General features: G+C 68.7%; 18 protein-coding genes and 1 other RNA gene. 11 read left to right on the forward strand and 8 right to left on the reverse strand.

Annotated elements, in window-relative coordinates:
* Window positions 1-30: 30 nt before the first annotated feature.
* Window positions 31-351 (reverse strand): hypothetical protein, encoded by a 321-nt coding sequence (locus tag H0264_RS15425; protein WP_181584599.1) that lies wholly within the window; start codon window positions 349-351, stop codon window positions 31-33.
* Window positions 352-582: 231 nt separating this feature from the next.
* Window positions 583-780 (reverse strand): hypothetical protein, encoded by a 198-nt coding sequence (locus H0264_RS15430; RefSeq protein WP_181584600.1) that lies wholly within the window; start codon window positions 778-780, stop codon window positions 583-585.
* Between the two features lie 265 nt (window positions 781-1,045).
* Here H0264_RS15430 and cobC point away from each other — a divergent pair, with 265 nt between their 5' ends.
* Together cobC and H0264_RS15440 are read left to right on the forward strand one after the other, a co-directional pair.
* Window positions 1,046-2,095, forward strand: coding sequence for an Rv2231c family histidinol phosphate aminotransferase CobC (gene cobC, locus H0264_RS15435; RefSeq protein ID WP_181585575.1), 1,050 nt, complete (start codon window positions 1,046-1,048; stop codon window positions 2,093-2,095).
* Between the two features lie 41 nt (window positions 2,096-2,136).
* On the forward strand, window positions 2,137-3,267 hold the full coding sequence (locus H0264_RS15440; protein WP_181585576.1) for a Nif3-like dinuclear metal center hexameric protein: 1,131 nt from the start codon (window positions 2,137-2,139) through the stop codon (window positions 3,265-3,267).
* 103 nt (window positions 3,268-3,370) lie between these two features.
* On the opposite strand, the gene H0264_RS15445 is transcribed toward H0264_RS15440, so the two are convergent.
* On the reverse strand, window positions 3,371-3,814 hold the full coding sequence (locus H0264_RS15445; RefSeq protein ID WP_181584601.1) for an OsmC family protein: 444 nt from the start codon (window positions 3,812-3,814) through the stop codon (window positions 3,371-3,373).
* 165 nt (window positions 3,815-3,979) lie between these two features.
* Between H0264_RS15445 and H0264_RS15450 the strand changes: the two genes are divergently transcribed.
* The 3 genes from H0264_RS15450 (at window position 3,980) to H0264_RS15460 (ending at window position 7,167) form a co-directional block, all read left to right on the forward strand.
* Complete coding sequence (locus H0264_RS15450) at window positions 3,980-4,717, forward strand: zinc ribbon domain-containing protein (RefSeq protein ID WP_181584602.1); 738 nt, start codon at window positions 3,980-3,982, stop codon at window positions 4,715-4,717.
* Window positions 4,718-4,863: 146 nt separating this feature from the next.
* Window positions 4,864-6,072: a bifunctional RNase H/acid phosphatase gene (locus H0264_RS15455; protein WP_220139985.1), complete on the forward strand. Its 1,209-nt coding sequence runs from the start codon at window positions 4,864-4,866 to the stop codon at window positions 6,070-6,072.
* Between the two features lie 84 nt (window positions 6,073-6,156).
* Window positions 6,157-7,167: a YihY/virulence factor BrkB family protein gene (locus H0264_RS15460; protein WP_181584603.1), complete on the forward strand. Its 1,011-nt coding sequence runs from the start codon at window positions 6,157-6,159 to the stop codon at window positions 7,165-7,167.
* Window position 7,168: 1 nt separating this feature from the next.
* Here the strand turns inward: H0264_RS15460 and H0264_RS15465 are convergent, their stop codons facing one another.
* Window positions 7,169-8,056, reverse strand: a complete 888-nt coding sequence (locus H0264_RS15465) for an alpha/beta hydrolase (protein WP_181584604.1) — start codon at window positions 8,054-8,056, stop codon at window positions 7,169-7,171.
* Window positions 8,057-8,085: 29 nt separating this feature from the next.
* Here H0264_RS15465 and rnpB point away from each other — a divergent pair.
* The 5 genes from rnpB (at window position 8,086) to H0264_RS15490 (ending at window position 12,350) form a co-directional block, all read left to right on the forward strand.
* An RNA gene (rnpB, locus tag H0264_RS15470) (RNase P RNA component class A) lies at window positions 8,086-8,510 on the forward strand.
* Window positions 8,511-8,600: 90 nt separating this feature from the next.
* Window positions 8,601-9,422, forward strand: coding sequence for an SPFH domain-containing protein (locus H0264_RS15475; RefSeq protein WP_181584605.1), 822 nt, complete (start codon window positions 8,601-8,603; stop codon window positions 9,420-9,422).
* Window positions 9,423-9,808: 386 nt separating this feature from the next.
* Entirely contained in the window at window positions 9,809-10,141 is a 333-nt protein-coding gene (locus tag H0264_RS15480) for a hypothetical protein (RefSeq protein WP_181584606.1), read from the forward strand.
* Between the two features lie 15 nt (window positions 10,142-10,156).
* Window positions 10,157-11,737 (forward strand): RNB domain-containing ribonuclease, encoded by a 1,581-nt coding sequence (locus H0264_RS15485; protein WP_181584607.1) that lies wholly within the window; start codon window positions 10,157-10,159, stop codon window positions 11,735-11,737.
* A 175-nt stretch (window positions 11,738-11,912) separates the two neighbouring features.
* On the forward strand, window positions 11,913-12,350 hold the full coding sequence (locus H0264_RS15490) for a hypothetical protein (protein WP_244976197.1): 438 nt from the start codon (window positions 11,913-11,915) through the stop codon (window positions 12,348-12,350).
* Window positions 12,351-12,359: 9 nt separating this feature from the next.
* Here H0264_RS15490 and H0264_RS15495 read toward each other — a convergent pair whose 3' ends face one another.
* From H0264_RS15495 to panB, 4 genes are all read right to left on the reverse strand, one after another.
* Complete coding sequence (locus H0264_RS15495) at window positions 12,360-13,271, reverse strand: CHAD domain-containing protein (protein ID WP_181584608.1); 912 nt, start codon at window positions 13,269-13,271, stop codon at window positions 12,360-12,362.
* The gene (gene pip, locus H0264_RS15500; RefSeq protein ID WP_181584609.1) at window positions 13,272-14,228 is read right to left on the reverse strand and encodes a prolyl aminopeptidase; all 957 of its coding nucleotides are present in this window, start codon (window positions 14,226-14,228) and stop codon (window positions 13,272-13,274) included.
* A complete protein-coding gene (locus H0264_RS15505) occupies window positions 14,228-14,695 on the reverse strand; it encodes a hypothetical protein (RefSeq protein WP_181584610.1) in 468 nt (155 codons plus the stop codon). Before H0264_RS15505 ends, pip begins: the two co-directional genes overlap by 1 nt.
* A 192-nt stretch (window positions 14,696-14,887) precedes the next feature.
* On the reverse strand, window positions 14,888-15,745 hold the full coding sequence (gene panB, locus H0264_RS15510) for a 3-methyl-2-oxobutanoate hydroxymethyltransferase (RefSeq protein WP_181584611.1): 858 nt from the start codon (window positions 15,743-15,745) through the stop codon (window positions 14,888-14,890).
* 218 nt (window positions 15,746-15,963) lie between these two features.
* On the opposite strand from panB, the gene H0264_RS15515 reads away from it, so the two are divergent.
* The gene (locus tag H0264_RS15515) at window positions 15,964-17,472 is read left to right on the forward strand and encodes an alpha/beta hydrolase (RefSeq protein WP_181584612.1); all 1,509 of its coding nucleotides are present in this window, start codon (window positions 15,964-15,966) and stop codon (window positions 17,470-17,472) included.
* Window positions 17,473-17,505: the final 33 nt, after the last annotated feature.

The following is a 17,505-nucleotide window of genomic DNA, read 5'->3' on the forward strand; positions in this document are numbered from 1 at the left end:
TAACCAGGTGAGTCGAAGATCTCTACGCGCCTATTTTCCATATTCCGTGACGCTCTTATTGATTCGATTGAATTCGGCGATCAGGGCGTGTGTACGCTCATCGATGATCGAGATCCTGTCGAGGTTCTCAATCTTTTTCGGACCCTTCGGTCCACGTCCGGTTTCGCCGTTGAGTCGATCCTTGAAGTCGTCGAAAATGTTGGTTGTCATGCTCGGCTTGCCCCCGGAGAGGGGTCCGCCGTCCGATCTTGTTCGTACAAGGTCACCGTTGGCCTTGAATTCGAGATTCAGAGGCGTGCCGGGAACAATTCTTGGTTCAATTCTTGCGAAGATGCTCAGATGCGGGGTCATGATCGGATCTCCTACCTTCGCGCGGTCCGCGACCTTCGTGGTCGCGTTATTGAGGTGGAATGAGAAACTCTTGGCAGCATCTACCGGGCTGCTCAAGAACGCCCCGGCCAACTGCAACCGTGCCGGGGTGTTTCGCCGACTTCATAGCACTGAGCCCTTCCGGCGGTATCTGGCGTGATTTGGCTGGAGGGGCTGAGGCTGCAACCCGCGCACCCACCCCTCCGGCGGTGGCTATTCCGCCTGCTGAATCCGCTCCAGCGCCTCGTCCAGCTCGCGCCCGATCTCGTCGAGCCCGGCAATGAGCTGATCCAATTGCGCGCCCACCCCCGCGAACTCGTCCATGAAGCCGAAGTCCATGTCCTCGAACTCGGCCCGAAGGGCAGCGCGCTGCTCAGCGAGTTCGGCCAACTGCGGATCAGGTTCGGTCACCGGCCGAGAATACGACGCGACCCACCTCGCCGGTATGCCATACGGCGAAGGCGGTCCCGGGCATGGATGCCGCTCGAACCCGGCCACGTAGGGTGTCGCCTGTGCTCCAGGACACGGCAACACGCCGCGACACCCACCTCCCGGGAGGCTGCGCCCGAACAGCGGCCACCACCCTCGGAGGTGCGATGCCGGTGTCCGGGCAGGCGTCGAATCGGGAGTGCCGGTCGCGAGAGGTGAGGAGCGGGACGTCGTGAGCGGGTCCGGGATGGGCAGTGTCGATCACGCCAAGTTGCGGCATCACGGGGATGCGGAGGTGCGGCCGGGGATGGTCGACTTCGCGGTGAACGTGCAGGGGAGTGCGCCGCCGGAATGGTTGCGGGAGCGGCTCGCCGCGCGGCTGGGGGAGCTGGGGCGGTACCCGGACGCGGGAGCGGAACAGGCCGCACGGGCGGCGGTCGCGGCGCGGCACGGGCGGCGGCCGGAGGAAGTGCTGCTGCTCGCGGGCGCGGCCGAAGGGTTCGCGATGCTGCCGCGATTGCATCCCGCACTGGCCGCGATCGTCCACCCGTCCTTCACCGAGCCGGAGCTGGCGTTGCGGGAGGCCGGAGTTCCGGTGGCACGCGTTGTGCTGGAGCCGCCGTACCTACTGGAATCCGCGCTCGGTTCGGATTCGGGCGGGGTGCCGGAGGCGGCGGACCTTGTGGTGGTGGGGAATCCGACCAATCCTACGTCGGTGCTGCATCCGGTGCAGAGCATGCTGCGGCTGCGGCGGCCCGGCCGGATCGTGGTGGTGGACGAGGCGTTTCAGGATGCGATTCCCGGGGAGACGGAATCGCTTGCGGGGGAGGCTTATCCGGATGTGCTGATCTTGCGCAGCCTCACCAAGACCTGGGCGCTGGCCGGATTGCGATGCGGGTACTTCCTCGGGGATCCGGAGGTGCTGGCGCGGTTGAATCAGGGGCGGGCGCATTGGCCGCTGGGGACCTTGCAACTGGAGGCCATCGCGGCTACCAGCGCGCCGGAGGCGGTGGCTCAGTCGCAGCGGAAGGCGGAAAGCATTGCGGCGGACCGGGATGCGATGATTCCCCGGCTGCGGGAACTCGGGATCGAGGTGCACGAGCCGGCTCGGGGGCCGTTCGTGCTGATTCGGGTGCCGGATGCCGAGCTCTTGCGGAAGCGACTGGCGGACAAGGGGATCGCGGTGCGGCGCGGGGATACGTTCCCGGGGCTCGAACCCGGCCACCTGCGGTTGGCGGTTCGGCCTGCCGGTGAGGTGGATCGGCTGGTCGCCGCGATTCGCGAAGTCGGGCTGTAGGAAACGACTGTGGTGACTGTCTCGAAAGGGGTTCGGTTGTGGTGACGGCGGTGCGGTTGGCGGATGTCATTGCGGCGCTGGATGCGGCGTACCCGCCGCAGCTGGCCGAATCGTGGGATTCGGTGGGACTGGTCTGCGGTGATCCGGCAGAACCGGTGTCCCGCGTGCTGTTCGCGGTGGACGCCACCGCCGGAGTCGTGGACGAGGCCATCGAATGGGGTGCGCAGGCGCTCGTCGTGCACCACCCGCTGCTGTTGCGCGGGGTGGACACCGTGGCCGCCGATACACCGAAAGGCGCACTGCTGCACCGGCTCATCCGGTCCGGGTGTGCGCTGTTCAGCGCGCACACCAATGCGGATTCGGCCGATCCGGGGGTCTCGGATGCGCTGGCCGCGGCCATCGGGCTGACGGTCACCGGTCCGCTTGATCCGAAACCTGTTGCGGCCGTGGACAAGTGGGAGATCACCGTGCCGCGCACGCACAGTGCGGAGGTGCTGGCGGCGCTGTTCGCGGCGGGCGCGGGGGCCGGTGGCAATTACAGCGACGCCGCCTGGCGGGTGGAGGGGACCGCGCAATACCGGCCCCTCGACGGGGCGAACCCGGCGCTCGGTGCGATCGGCGAATTGCACAGCGCTACCGAGGATCGCCTCGAAGTGGTCGCCCCGCCGTCCCGGCGCGCGGCCGTCCTCGCCGCCCTGCGTGCCGCGCATCCCTATGAGGAACCGGCCTATCACGTCACCGAACGCGCCGCCCTCGCCTCCGGCCTCGGGATCGGCCGCATCGGCGAGCTGCCCGCCCCGGAATCGTTGCGCGAGTTCACCGCTCGCGTGCGCAAGGCGCTGCCCGAGACCACCTGGGGTGTGCGTGCCGCCGGTGATCCGGATCGGGTAATCAAGACCGTCGCCGTCTGCGGCGGGGCCGGAGATTCCTTCCTGGGCAAGGTGTCTCGCCTCGGCGTGGATGCCTACGTCACCTCCGACCTGCGTCACCATCCGGCGGACGAGCACCTGCGCGCGGGCGGCCCGGCGCTGGTCGACGCCGCCCACTGGGCCACCGAATTCCCCTGGTGCGCACAGGCGGAAGGCATTGTCCGCGCCGCGCTCCCCGGCCTCGAGACCCGTGTCTCGACGCTGCGCACCGACCCATGGACTCTCGGCGTCGCAGACTGCTGAGTGTCCGGGGTGCGGGGCAGCGGCTCGGCGGGGCCGCACTCTGCCCGCGGCTCCGCCCGCCTGATCGAGGTCGTGGAGCGTCGTGCGGCTGCCGCCGCTCCGACTATTCGGCGACGACCGTGGTGGGTTCGTGCTCGACCGGGAAGTTCACCGAATTGGCGATGAAGCACCTCTTGTGTGCGTCGTGGTGTAGCCGCTGCGCGGTGTCGATCATGCTCGCCTCGGCGACCGTGACCCGGGGCCGCAGGGTCACATGCTGGAACCGCTGGTCGTCCATGACGCCGACCGCCGTGTCGTGATAGCCGGTGACCACCACACCGGCTTCGGCGCACAGGTGCAGGTACCAGAGCATGTGGCAGTCCGACAGCGAACCGACCAGCAGTTGCTCCGGATTCCACCGGCTGGTGTCGCCGCGGAATTTGGGGTCGGAGGTGGCGGGAATCGGTGGCCGCCCGGCGGCGAGCACCTCGTGATTGCGTGAATACGACCGGTAGTCGGTGGTCGCGCCGGACCACGTGACCTCAACCTCGTACACATGTTCAGCCATACGCCGACCCTCGCATATCGGGCGCGGGACCGGCAGGGGATTTCCGGCGCGCATGCCCCTGCTCGAGCGTTTTCCCTGGTTGTGGCGGGGTTGGGCAATGGGACCCCGCCGGGCGGGTACGGTGGGAGTCTTGAACCGTCCATAGCGTCCAGGAGACCTTCCGCGTTGAATGCCGAACCTTCGATCCAGTCCAAGCTGCTCGACCTCGCCGCCGTCGACGCCGAACTGACCCGGATCGAGCATCGCCGCAAGGTGCTGCCCGAGGAGCAGGAGGTGCGCACGCTGGAGGCGGAGCGCACCGCCCGCAAGGACGCCGCCGTGAAGGTCGAGATCATCATCGACGACCTCGACCGCGACATCCGCAAGCTCGAGGGTGAGATCGACGCCGTCGCCAAGCGCGAACAGCGCGACCGCGGCCTGCTCACCGCCGGCACGGTCAATGCCAAGCAGCTCTCCGAACTGCAGCACGAGCTCGGCAGCCTGGAGCGTCGTCGCAAGGTCCTGGAAGACGATCTGATCGAGGTCATGGAGCGCCGCGAGGCCGCCGCCGCCGACCACGACCACGCCGGCGCCAATCTGGACCGCGCCGAACAGGATCTGGTCGACGCCGAACGCCGCCGCGACGAGGCCCTCGCCGATCTCGCTGTGGCACAACAGCGTTGCGATTCCGACCGCGCCGCCCTCACCGCCGTCTTCCCCGCCGATCTGCTCGCCGCCTACGACAAGCAGCGCACCGGCTACGGCGTCGGCGCCGCCCTGCTCCAGGCCCGCCGCTGCGGCGCCTGCCGCATCGAACTCGACCGCGGCGAGATCGCCCGCATCGCCAAGGCCGCCCCCGACGCGGTGGTCCGCTGCCCCGAATGCAACGCGATCCTGGTCCGCACCAAGCAGTCCGGGCTCTGAGCCCCGGCCCCGCGCCCGCCCGGAGTGGCGCGCGGGGTATCCGCCCCGGCGCACGGTAGCGACGAATTCGCGATACGCGGTGGCGACACTGGAAAGCACGCGCATACCGGTCGTGGCCAAGACCGGTCGGCTATGAAGGGTGAGCGATGGTGGACAAGGTGATCGTCGAAGCCGACGGCGGGTCGCGCGGGAACCCCGGACCGGCCGGATACGGCGCGGTGGTGTGGGATGACGGGCATGTGCGGGCGCTGGCCGAACGCAAGGAATTCCTCGGCGTCACCACCAACAATGTCGCCGAATACCGGGGCCTCATAGCGGGTTTGGAGGCCGCGGCCGAACTCGGTGCGCGCGAGGTTTCCGTGCGCATGGACTCCAAGCTGGTCGTCGAGCAGATGTCCGGGCGCTGGAAGGTCAAGCACGAGGCCATGATTCCGCTGGCCGAGCGGGCCCGGCAGCTGGTCGCGGGCTTCGACCGGGTGAGCTTCGAGTGGATTCCGCGCAAGGAGAACAAGCACGCGGACAAGCTCGCCAATGAGGCCATGGACGACGCGCACCTCGTCGACGAGGTGCGAGAGGCGTTGCCGAAGAACGAAACTCCGGCGACGACACCGGCACCGGTGGACGAACCCCAGCGCGGGGTTGCGGTCGAGCCGGTGACGCCACCGCAGCAGGCCGTGCCCGGTGGCACCACCGGACCCGCACCGGGTGGCACCGCGTCGGCTCCCGGGTGGACCGGGGCCATGGGCAAGCCCACACGACTGCTGCTCCTTCGCCATGGGCAGACGGAATTGTCGGTGGAGCGGCGGTATTCGGGGCGGGGCAATCCGCCGCTGACCGCGCTCGGCCGGGAGCAGGCGGCGCGCGCGGCGAAAATGCTTGCGGCCAAGGGCGGTATCGCGGCCATCGTGTGTTCGCCGCTCGGGCGGGCCAAGGAAACCGCCGAGGCCGCCGGGCAGGCGCTGGGTGTGCCGGTGCGGGTGCTCGACGGGTTGATCGAGACGGATTTCGGTGCGTGGGAAGGGCTTACCTTCCTGGAGGCGCGGGAGCGGGATCCGGAACTGCACGACCGGTGGCTGGGGGACCCGTCGCTGGCGGCGCCCGGTGGCGAGAGCTTCGATCAGGTGCGGGAGCGGATCGAAGGCGTGCGGCGGGATCTCGTCGCACTGTATCCGGGCGCGAATGTGCTTGTGGTGAGCCATGTGACGCCGATCAAGACGCTGCTCCAGCTGGCCCTGGGTGTCGGGCCGTCGCTGCTGTACCGGTTGCATCTGGATCTGGCGTCGCTGTCCATCGCGGAGTTCTATCCGGACGGCGGCGCGTCGGTGCGATTGGTGAACGACACCTCCTACCTGTGAGCGTCTGAGCGGGCGCGAGCCCCGGCGGTTCGGCGTTTGTGCCGCTCGGGGCCGGGTATGCCGCCGTCACTGGAGGTGGCGGACATGCCCGAGCAGACCACGATCGAGCCGGGCGCGCCGGAGGGCCCGACGGACCTGAAACGGCGCTCCTGGTGGTCGGTACTCAAACGCACGGCGGCGGAACTACTGGGCGACCGCATCACCGACTGGGCGGCCGCGCTCACGTATTACAGTGTGCTGTCGATCTTTCCGGCGCTGCTGGTGCTCACCGCCCTCCTCGGCCTGCTGGGCCCCGAGCCGACTCGGTCGTTGATCGACACCGTCAAGCAGATCGGGCCGGGCAGCGGCACCGACCTGCTGGTGTCCGCGATCACCGAACTCCAGGACGCCAAGCCGCTGGCCGGACCGCTCGCCATCATCGGTGTGCTGGTGGCGCTCTGGACGGCGTCGGGATACATCGGCGCGTTCATCCGCGCCGCCAATGACATCTACGAGGTGCGGGAGGGCCGCCCGCTCTGGAAACTGCTGCCCATGCGGTTCGGGCTGACCGTGCTGCTCATGCTGCTGCTGGCGGCGGTGCTGGTCGGCGTGGTGCTGACCGGCGCGCTCGCCGACCGCGTGGGGGAGTGGCTCGGCATGGGCGAAACCGCCGTGCGCGTCTGGGGTTTCGTGAAATGGCCGACGCTCGCGCTACTGGTCTCCCTGGCCTTCGCGCTGCTGTACTGGGCCGCCCCGAACGCCCGCCAGCCGGGCTTCCGCTGGCTCAGCCCCGGCAGTGTGCTGGCCGTGCTGGTGTGGCTGGCCGCCTCCGCCGGATTCACCGTCTACGCAACGAATTTCGGCTCCTACAACAAGACCTACGGTTCCCTGGCCGGGGTGGTGGTGTTCCTGGTGTGGTTGTGGCTCACCAATATCGCGGTCCTGCTCGGCGCCGCCTTCGATGCGGAGCTGGCACGGGCCCGCGGCATCGAACGCGGCCTGCCGCCCGACCACGAACCCTTCCTGCCGCACCGCGACCCACCCGGTGACGAGGACGACCCGCCCGCCGAAAACCCGGACGGCGCAACCACTCCGGCCCTCGGGAGGAACCGCTAGTTCAGGGACGCAGTACGGCGGAGAGGAACTCGGTCTGGTCGTAGACGGCCTTCTCGAACCAGTCGTCGAAGTAGATGTCGAAATGCCCGATCGGATAATGCTTCACCACGGCGTGCTTGGTGCGCTCGGCCGCCTTCACCGTCGGTCCCGGGGGTGCGACGGTGTCGTTGTCGCAGATCGCGTAGAACACCGGCGCCTTGATGTCCTTGGTCCGCCGCGCCGGTGCGTCGAACAGCGTCGACAGACCCACCCGCGCAGCCACTTTCGGCCGATACTGCGAACTCTCCTCCGCCAGCCGCCCGTACCCCGACGGCACATCGGCGGCGCTCATCAGCGCCGACGAATGCCGTCCGCCCGCCAGCCGCACCCGGATCGGTTTGCGAATGATCGGCCCCACCAGCAGATCCGTGGTCGCCACCGTCCCCGTCTTCAGCAGGCTGATCGGCCCCTTCGCCATGGCCGAGGACCACCCGCTGGTGAACGGGCACTGCGCCACCACCGCCGCGATGTAGTGATCGTCCGGCGCCACACTCAGCACATGCCCGCCACCGAACGAACTGCCCCACAGGGCGATACGCGTGGCGTCGATCCCCCGCAGCGTGCGCGCGAACGCGATCGCGGCATGCCAGTCCTCGCGCTGCCGCTTGATATTGATCAACTGCCGGGGTTCACCCGAACTCGCCCCGAAATGCCGGTAGTCGAAGACCAGCGCCGCCATGCCAGCCGCCGCGAACCGCCGCGCGTACCGGTCCAAACCCATTTCCCGATCTGCCCCCAGCCCGTGCCCCATGACCACGAGCGGACGCGGCTTCGGCGGCCCGTCCGGCTGATACAGCCACCCCGCACACTGTTCACCACCGGAAGAGAACCCCACCTCGACACGCTCCATGGCCCCTTACCGTACATTGGTGGCGCGGACGAGTCGGTCGGGCGGTCGCGGCGAAGGGAACGGGCATGGCAATGCCGCCGCCCCTCGTCGAGGAAAGTCCGGACTCCACAGAGCAGGGCGGTTGCTAACGGCAACCCGGGGCGACCCGCGGGACAGTGCCACAGAAAACAAACCGCCGGTGGCGGCCTCCTCGGAGGACGACGCCGGTAAGGGTGAAACGGTGCGGTAAGAGCGCACCAGCGCGCCGGGTGACCGGCGCGGCTAGGTAAACCCCGCCCGGAGCAAGGTCGAAGGCCGGACTCGCGAGAGTGCGGCTGCGCAGGCGTTCGAGGGCTGCTCGCCCGAGCCTGCGGGTGGACTGCTCGAGGTACCCGGCAACGGTGTGCCCAGATGGATGACCGTCACTCGGTGGCAACACCGAGGACAGGATCCGGCTTACAGACCGACTCGTCCGCCGCTCTTTCAGAGGCGTTCCCGCGGTGCCATGATGGATGGTGCGCCGCGCCGATCCTTATGGCGCAGCAAAATTCTCGCGGAGCGAACAATGGACGTTCTGTTACTGCTGGCGGCATGGCTGGTGGGTCTGGGCGTGGTGCTCGGGGCCGTCGCGGCATCGTCGGTGCGGGTGGTCGCGCAATACGAGAAGGGCGTTGTGTTCCGGCTGGGGCGGGCCAGGGCGGTGCGAGAACCCGGATTGCGCATGCTGATTCCCGGCGCGGACCGGATGGAGAAGGTTTCCGTGCAGGTGGTCACCATGCCGGTGCCCGCGCAGGAGGGGATCACCCGGGACAATGTGACGGTTCGGGTGGATGCCGTCGTGTACTTCCGGGTCATCGATCCGCTGCGGGCGATTGTGGAGGTGCAGGACTATCTGTTCGCGGTCGCCCAGGTGGCGCAGACCTCGCTGCGATCCATCATCGGCAAGAGCGAGCTGGATGATCTGCTCTCCAATCGGGAACAGCTCAACAAGGGGCTGGAATTGATGATCGACAATCCGGCGCTGGGATGGGGCGTGCACATCGATCGGGTGGAGATCAAGGATGTGGCGCTGCCGGATTCGCTGAAACGGTCCATGTCGCGGCAGGCCGAGGCGGAACGGGAGCGGCGGGCGCGCGTCATCTCCGCGGAGGGGGAGTTCCAGGCGTCCAAGCGGCTCGCGGAGGCCGCGGCGAATATGGCCCAGGCGCCGGCCGCGCTCCAGCTGCGATTCCTGGAGACCGTGGTTCAGGTTGCGGCGGAAAAGAATTCGACCCTGGTGCTGCCGTTCCCGGTGGAACTGCTGCGGTTCCTGGAACGCAGCGGTGCGGGGGACAGCGCGGGCACGCCGGAGAAATCGCCTGAGATCCAACAGAAAACAGCTGAATAGGGAGTCGTTTCATGTCGCTGTCGATGCTGATCCAGCCGTTGGCGGTACTGGTGTTGTTCGCCATCGCTTATCTGTTCAAGTTCATCTCCGTGGTGCTGCCGGGTGGATTCCGCGGCAGACAGCCGTAACTCGGCGACACTTCCCGAACCCGCGTGCGGCGTGACCGACACCGCTCGCGCCGTGCTGTGCGCAGACCTCCGGCATGGCTGACAATTGCGGCGCGTCACTTGGCGTGTCTCGGCGCGTCCCGGTGTGCCAAACCGTGATCTTCCCGTAACTGGCCCCGGACGTGATCGGCGTCATAAAGTGTTGCGCGTTGGAAAGTTCCGTTGCGATCGCAACGGGCGAAGGGCATTCTCGAACTTCGGAAAGCAGGTCTCGTCTATATGCGAATTGCTCGCAAACTGGCAGCAGGCGCGCTCCTTGCCGCTGCCGCTTCCGTTTCGGTTGTGCTGGGTTCCGGGTCCGCATCGGCGTTCTCGGTGACCCCGCTGCCGGGTGGGGTGCAGGTGGATCTCACCCCGGCGGATACGCAGTGGGTGGCGCAGAACCAGTTCGGCAATACCATCGCCGGTCTGCCGCACCCGTCCGCCGCCTCGTTCGGTGAGGCGCTCAATTCGGCTGCTGCGCTCTCCTCGCAGTACCCGAACGGCCGCGTGGTGTTCACGGTCTACGGTCCGTTCGATCAGCTGAACGGCACCATGCTGGCCCTCCAGTAGGGTCAGCGTTCCGCAGTGGAACTGCATCAGCGGATCGTGTCGGCGCCGGTCGATTTCGGCGCCGTCCGAACCGAATTCGGATTGGCCTCGGACTATCCGTCCGAGGCCGTCTCGGAGGCCCGCGACGCGGTTGACGCGTTCGCGGGTGCCCGAGCCGACCGGCGTGACATTCCGCTGGTCACCATCGATCCCCCCGGCGCCATGGATCTGGATCAGGCGCTGTGCCTGGAACGCACGGACTCCGGCTTCCTGCTCTACTACGCCATCGCCGACGTCGCCGCGGTGGTGCGCCCCGACGGCCCGCTCGCAGCCACCTCCATGGCGCGCGGCCAAACCTTCTACCTCCCTGACGGCACCGTGCCCCTGCACCCGCCCGTGCTCTCCGAAGGCACCGCCAGCCTGCTGCCCGACCAGGATCGCCCCGCCGCCCTGTGGACCATCGAGCTCGACGAAAACGCCGAACCGCAGCGCTGTTCGGTGACCCGCGCCCTGGTCCGCTCCCGCGCCCGCCTCGACTACACCGGCGTCCAGGCCGACGCCGACGCCGGCCGCCTGCACCCCTCCGTCGCCGCCCTCCCCGAATTCGGCCGCCTGCGCATCGAAGCGGGCCTCGAACGCGGCGCCATCACCCTGCGCCTGCCCGCCCAGAACGTGGTCCCCGACGGCCGCGAGCAAACCGATGTCGACCACTGGCAACTGGTCGTCGAACCCCGCACCGCGGCCGACGATTGGAACGAACAGGTCTCGCTTCTCACCGGCATGTGCGCGGCTCGAATCATGTTGAACGGCTATGACTCCGGTGGCCGTGCCGGGGATGTCGCCGCGGTGGCGGCCAACGCCGCGCCGCAGCCGGACGGCTCCCCGGCGGTGGCGGCCGACCCGCATCTGGGCCTGCTGCGCACCATGCCCCCGCCCCCTCCTGCGGCGATCGAATCCATGCGCCGCACGGCCGCCGCTGTCGGCGTGGAATGGCCCGCCACGGAATCGGTAGGCCGCATGCTCGCCCGACTCGACCCGAACACCCCCGCCGCCCTGGTGCTCATGTCCGAGGCCACCGGTCTGCTGCGCGGAGCGTCGTACACGCTGCTGAACGGCCAGGCTCCGGATACCGTGCAGCACAGTGCGATCGGCGCTCCCTATGCCCACGTCACCGCCCCGCTCCGCCGCCTCTCCGACCGCTTCTCCACCGAGATCTGCCTTGCCTATTGCGCGGGAACCGAAGTCCCCCAATGGGTCCGGGCGGGCCTGGCCGCGGCCGCCGACGCCATGCGCCGCAGCGACGCCATCGCCGGCAAACTCGAACGCGCCTGCATCGACCTCACCGAATCCACTGTTCTCGCACAGCGAGTCGGCGCCGACTTCGACGCCGTGGTGCTGCGCGAAGCCAACGGCACCCGCCCCGCCGAAATCTTCGTCGCCGCCCCGCCCGTCCTCGCCAAATGCAGCGGCTCGCCGCCGGAAGGCAAACGCGTCCGAGTCCGCCTGGTAACCGCCGACCCCGCCACGCGCACAGTCACTTTCGACTTCACTCCGCCGGAGAACGGCTCGCACGGCAAGGCGTCGGATGGCAACGCCCCGGCGAGCCCGCCCGCGTAGCCGGATTCACCCGGCGGCGGGCCGGTATCCGCGCAAATCGAGGCCCCGCAACACAACTCGCCGCCGTGCGGCCTCGATCGGCGTGGTGGGGTGGCGAGCCGGGGTGTGGGGTCTGGCGGCGTCGGAGGACATCTACTACACTCGGTCGTAGAATTGTCGGTGTCTGGGGGCACACATGATCGACTCGACAGCGGCGCGCAGCCCGCGATCGACAACAGCGAACACCGTCCTGCGTGGGGTGACCATCGTCTTCGCCATCGCTCTGGTGGTGCACGGCGCCGATCACCTCCGGCGCGGCATGAACACCATCTCCATGCTGGTCATGGCGCTCGGCGTGATTCAGCAGCTGGCGGCGGTGGTCACCATCGCGCTGGTGTTCCGCCGCGACCGGCGAGCCCCGATCGCGGCCATGGCCGTCGGCGCCGCCAGTGCGATCGGATTCACCGTCGTGCACCTGCTGCCCGACTGGTTCGGCCCGCTCAGCGACAGCTTCATCAACCCGCCGGCCTCCGCCCGGGTGACCGGATTCTCTTGGTTCGCAGCACTGTTCGAGATCGTCGCCGCCCTGGCGATCGCCGCCGCCGGCCTGCGCGCCCGCGCCGGCCGAGGCTGAGCCCCCGGGTCAGAGGGGACGGTCGCGGAGGAATTCGGTTGCGGCCGGATACTGTTCGAGGGCCTTGGCGGCGGCTGCCTCTTCGGCGTCGCAGTAGCGCTGGTAATCGGGGGCATCGGATTCGGCGGCGTGGGCGCGCAGGGCGGCGGCGGCTTCGATGGCGTCGCGGTGGTCGCCCAGCACGCCCTGCAGGTGTTTGGCATTGCGGGACAACAGGGTTGCGGGCTCACCGAGGACGGCGGCGGCCGCCTCGGCGGAGTAGCGGAGACGTTTGGCGGCCTTGCGGATGTCGTGCAGGTGCTCGACGCGCTGCTCTTCGGTGAGAGTGGGTTCGATGCGGACCAGGCGGCGCAGGGCGCGGAAGTCATGGCGGAGGACCGTGGCGAACAGGTCGGCGGCGGGTTTGTCGGCTTCGCTGTGGCGCAGGGGTGGGTTGTCGATCAGGTCGTGCAGGCGCTCGGTGAGGGCGGTGTAGCGGCGGCTGTCGAAAGCGTCGAGGACGGCGGCGTGCGCTCCCGCGTAGATGCGGCGCTCCTTCGCCACCAGGTCCGCGCCGAAACTGGCTTCTCCGCTCCGCTTCGCTTTCGGCGATCGCTTCCCGCCGTTCTTCGCGTCGGCTCGGGCGAGCGCTCCGCTGTGGTCGCCGAGCAGTTTCTCGAAGCGGTCGGCCTTGACCTCGGCGTCGCGGGCCACGCCGAGCAGTCCTGCGAGCCAGCGCAATTCGTCGGTGATCTCGGCGGCCGGTTTGCGGCGCAGGATGCGGCGGTAGGACTTCACGACGCTGCGCAGGCGGCGGGTGGCCACGCGCATGGAGTGGACCGAGTCCGGGAGGTCCTGGCGGACTTCGGGTTCGGCGGCGCACAGCCGGTCCACGTCGAGGGATAGGGCTTCGACCAGGGCGGGACCGGCTGTGGTGTTCATCTAGTACCTGTACTTGTCCGTGGCCGAGACCAGGTGGTGGGTGATGCCGGGTTCGGCGGCGGCGTGGCCGGCGTCGGGGACCAGGTGCAGCTCCGAGCCGGGCCAGGCTTTGTGCAGGTCCCAGGCGCTGACGGCGGGGCACACGATGTCGTGGCGGCCCTGCACGATGACGCCGGGAATGTGGGTGATGCGGTCGATGTCGCGCAGCAGCTGACCGTCGTCGAGGAAGCCGCGATGCTGGAAGTAGTGGTTCTCGATCTTGGCGAAGGCCAGTGCGAACCGCGGATCGGCGGACTCGGCGACCCGATCAGGATGGGGCAGCAGCGAACTCGTGGCGCCCTCCCAAGTGGACCACGCGACGGCCGCGTCGGTGGCGGTGGCTGCGTCGGGAGAGTTCAGCAGACGGTGATACACCTCGACGAGGTCGTCGCCGCGCTCGGCTTCCGGGATCGGCGCCAGGAACTTCTCCCACTCGTCGGGATACACGTATCCCGCGGAGCCATTGTAGTACCAATCGATTTCCTTGCGCCGCAACAGGAATATCCCGCGCAAGATCAGCTCGGTGACCCGATCGGGATGGGTCTGCGCGTACGCCAGCGCCAGTGTGGAACCCCACGATCCGCCGAACACCTGCCACCGCTCGACGCCGAGATGCGTGCGCAGCGCCTCGATGTCGGCCACCAGATGCCAGGTGGTGTTGGTCGCCAGGCTCGCTCCGTCGGCGATGTGCGGCGTGGACCGCCCGCACCCGCGCTGATCCAGCAGCACGATCCGATACGCCTGCGGGTCGAAGAACTGCCGATGGAACGGCGCCGTCCCGCCACCCGGCCCGCCGTGCAGGAACACCACCGGCTTCCCGTCCGGATTGCCGCTGACCTCCCAGTAGATCCGCTGCCCGTCACCGACGTCGAGCATGCCCTGCTCGTACGGTTCGATCGGCGGGTACAGGGTGCGCATCAGAACGCCAGTCCCGAAGCCATGGAGGGCATTTCGAGCGCGGACAGCGCCTGGTCGCGCACGTCCGAGCAGTTCGCGGTGGTGATGCGGTCGATCGCGTCCTTGTCCTGCAGCACCTGCACATTGATGCCGCCATTGCGGACGGCCCACTCGTGCACGGTGGCGTTGTAGGCGATCTTGCCGAGTGTCGGCCCCTGCACGCGCCAGTCGGACAGCTGCGGCCGCAGCATGTCGCACAGCTGGGTGGCGGCGTCGGCGGACACGTTCAGCTGCTGATCGCCGCTGCCGGTGCCCGTGCTGGTCTTGGGTGCGGTCGTGGTGGTGCTCTTCGATGTGCTGGTGCTCGGCTTGCTCGAGCTCGGCTGCCCCGACCCGGTGGTCGAATTGCCGCCACAGGCGGCGGTCAGCGCGAGCACGCCCGCGGCGGCGATCAGCAGCGGAGCGCGCCGGACCCGGCGACTGCTCATCCAACGGCGATGCATAGCTTCCCTCTGGTCGTTCCGGCTCGTCAGCTACCGAGTCTGCCACCAAATTCTGGCGGGGGTCTGTGAAGAGGACGCTCGCCCGCAATTCGATAGCCGACAGCTATGAACTGTCCGGCCGGAACGCGAAAGCGCCCTCCGCGGTACTCCGCGAAGGGCGCTCGACCCGAGCCACGATCAGAAGGTGTGCTCCGGCGCGGGGAACACGCCCCGCCGCACCTCGTCCGCGTAAGCCGCTGCGGCCGAACGCAATTCGTCGCCCACACGGCCGAACTTCTTGACGAACTTGGCGGTCTTCCCGGAGGTGTATCCGGCCATGTCCTGCCACACCAGCACCTGCGCGTCGCACTCCGCGCCGGCGCCGATGCCGACCGTCGGAATGGTCAGCTTGCGGGTGACCTGACCGGCCAGCTCGGCGGGCACCATCTCCATGACGACCGAGAACGCCCCCGCCTCCTGCACCGCGATGGCATCGGCGATCAACTGCTCGGCGCCGTCGCCGCGCCCCTGCACCCGGAAGCCGCCCAGGGTGTTCACGCTCTGCGGGGTGAAGCCGATGTGCGCCATCACCGGAATGCCGGCCGCGGTCAGCTTGTGAATGGTGTCGGCGACCCGCTCGCCACCCTCCAGCTTCACCGCGTGCGCACCCGCCTCCTTCATGAAACGGACGGCGGTGGCGAGGGCCTGCTCCGGCGAGGACTCGTAGGAACCGAACGGCAGATCAGCCACCACCAGCGCGTGCGGCGCACCGCGCACCACGCCGCGCACCAGCGGAATCAGTTCGTCGACGGTGATGGGCACGGTGGTGTCGTAGCCGTACACCACATTGGCGGCCGAATCGCCGACCAGGAGCACCGGAATCCCGGCCTCTTCGAAGAGGCGGGCGGTCGAATAGTCGTAGGCGGTGAGCATGGACCAGCGCTCGCCGGACTGCTTCATCTGCTGCAGATGCTGCACACGGGTCTTGCGCTTCGCGGGCGTCTTCGGGGCTGCGGCAGCGCCGTAGGCAGGGGTCTCCGCATCGGATACGGACATCTTCGTCCCTCTTTCGTCGTCCTCGAGGCCCGTGCAGGGTCCCCGGGTTGGTGTGACAACCCCAGTGTGCCACCGGTCGCAGCACCGATTAACCCCGATCAGGGATGGGATTGCTCACAGCCGGGAGCCGCGAAAACCCAGGGGGGAGACCTGATGCGACGGCCTCCCCGCCGACTCCATCGTGAACGAGGGGTATTCGCTCGTTCCGAAGGATTTCGATGTCTCGTTCTCTCTGGACCTCCGTCGTCCTGACCACGTCCGTCGCACTGGCGATTGCCGGTATCGCGCCCACCGGGCAGGCCGAATCAGACAATCTCACCCGCTACTACGAACAGCGGATCGCCTGGGAGAGCTGCACCGGCTACGGCGCCGACGACCTGCCCGCGAACACCGAATGCGCGCAGGTCGAGGTGCCCGTCGACTATGACGATCCGGATGGGGACACCGCGACCATCGCGCTGTCCCGGGTGCGGGCGACCGGCCCGAAGATCGGATCGCTGCTCATGAATCCGGGCGGTCCCGGCGCTTCCGGGCTCTGGACCGTGCAACTCGGTGACGACACCGCGCTCGCCGAACGCTTCGACCGCGTCGGTTTCGACCCGCGCGGCATCGGCGCTTCCCGCCCGCTCGTCGCGTGCGCCACCGCGGCCGAGCGCGATGCCGAACGCGCCGAGCCGCCCGACGACTACGGTGCGGCCGGGATCGCCGAGATGGAAAGGGAGAACGCCGAATTCGCCGGCAACTGCGCGGCCCGCACCGGCGCGGATTTCCTGGCCCACGTCGGCACCCGGGACGTGGTGCGGGACATGGACGTCATTCGCGCGGTCCTCGGCGACGACCGGCTCAGCTATCTCGGATACTCCTACGGCACCCGGCTCGGCTACACCTACGCCGAGACGTTCCCGGACCGCGTGCGAGCCCTGGTGCTCGACGGCGCGATCGACCCGGACGAGAGCACCGCCGACAGCGTGGCGGGCCAGGCGGCCGGCTTCCAACAGGTGTTCGACGCCTTCGCCACCGCATGCGCGACTGAGCTGGCGGCCGACTGTCCACTCGGCACCGACCCGGATCAGGCGGTGACGCGCTATCAGGCGCTGATCAATCCGCTCTGGGACGCGCCCGCGAGTACCGAGGACGGGCGCGGGCTCGGCTACTCCGACGCGAGCACCGGCGTGATCCAGGCGCTGTACTCGGAAACGCTGTGGCCGGAACTCGCGGTCGGCTTGGGCGAGGTGGAACAGGGGATCGGCGACACCCTGCTGGGCCTCGCCGACCTGTACGTCGGCCGCGCCGCTGACGGCAGCTACGACAATTCCACCGATGCGCGGGCCGCGGTGCAGTGCGTCGACGATCCGCCGGTCACCGATCGGGCGATCGTGGCGGGCATGGATGCCGCCTGGCGGCGGACCGCGCCGTTCAGTGACGACGGGCACGGCACCGGGCAGGCGCCGCTCGGGGTGTGCGCCTTCTGGCCGGTACCCAATACCGATGCGCCGCATCGGCTTTCGGTGACCGGACTGCCCGCCACCGTGGTCGTGTCCACCACCGAGGATCCGGCCACCCCGTACGAGTCGGGCGTCGATCTGGCGAAGCAGCTCGGTGCGAGCCTCATCACCTTCGAGGGTGCTCAGCACGGCGCGGTGCTCGAGGGCAATGCCTGCGTGGACGACGCCGTCATCGCCTACCTGGTGGATCTGACCGCACCGCAGGACCTCACCTGCGAGTGAGCCCTGTGGTTCGCGGCTCCGAACTCATTCCGT

Source organism: Nocardia huaxiensis (genome assembly GCF_013744875.1).
Taxonomy (GTDB): domain Bacteria; phylum Actinomycetota; class Actinomycetes; order Mycobacteriales; family Mycobacteriaceae; genus Nocardia; species Nocardia huaxiensis.

Bases quoted from the DNA above. Each gene is read 5' to 3' on its own strand.
- H0264_RS15490 (WP_244976197.1), top strand. From the start codon at position 11,913: ATGATCGACTCGACAGCGGCGCGCAGCCCGCGATCGACAACAGCGAAC.
- H0264_RS15445 (WP_181584601.1), bottom strand. From the start codon at position 3,814: ATGGCTGAACATGTGTACGAGGTTGAGGTCACGTGGTCCGGCGCGACC.
- H0264_RS15460 (WP_181584603.1), top strand. From the start codon at position 6,157: ATGCCCGAGCAGACCACGATCGAGCCGGGCGCGCCGGAGGGCCCGACG.
- cobC (WP_181585575.1), top strand. From the start codon at position 1,046: ATGGGCAGTGTCGATCACGCCAAGTTGCGGCATCACGGGGATGCGGAG.
- H0264_RS15475 (WP_181584605.1), top strand. From the start codon at position 8,601: ATGGACGTTCTGTTACTGCTGGCGGCATGGCTGGTGGGTCTGGGCGTG.
- H0264_RS15480 (WP_181584606.1), top strand. From the start codon at position 9,809: ATGCGAATTGCTCGCAAACTGGCAGCAGGCGCGCTCCTTGCCGCTGCC.
- panB (WP_181584611.1), bottom strand. From the start codon at position 15,745: ATGTCCGTATCCGATGCGGAGACCCCTGCCTACGGCGCTGCCGCAGCC.
- H0264_RS15495 (WP_181584608.1), bottom strand. From the start codon at position 13,271: ATGAACACCACAGCCGGTCCCGCCCTGGTCGAAGCCCTATCCCTCGAC.
- H0264_RS15465 (WP_181584604.1), bottom strand. From the start codon at position 8,056: ATGGAGCGTGTCGAGGTGGGGTTCTCTTCCGGTGGTGAACAGTGTGCG.
- H0264_RS15505 (WP_181584610.1), bottom strand. From the start codon at position 14,695: ATGAGCAGTCGCCGGGTCCGGCGCGCTCCGCTGCTGATCGCCGCCGCG.
- H0264_RS15455 (WP_220139985.1), top strand. From the start codon at position 4,864: ATGGTGGACAAGGTGATCGTCGAAGCCGACGGCGGGTCGCGCGGGAAC.
- H0264_RS15425 (WP_181584599.1), bottom strand. From the start codon at position 351: ATGACCCCGCATCTGAGCATCTTCGCAAGAATTGAACCAAGAATTGTT.
- H0264_RS15515 (WP_181584612.1), top strand. From the start codon at position 15,964: ATGTCTCGTTCTCTCTGGACCTCCGTCGTCCTGACCACGTCCGTCGCA.
- pip (WP_181584609.1), bottom strand. From the start codon at position 14,228: ATGCGCACCCTGTACCCGCCGATCGAACCGTACGAGCAGGGCATGCTC.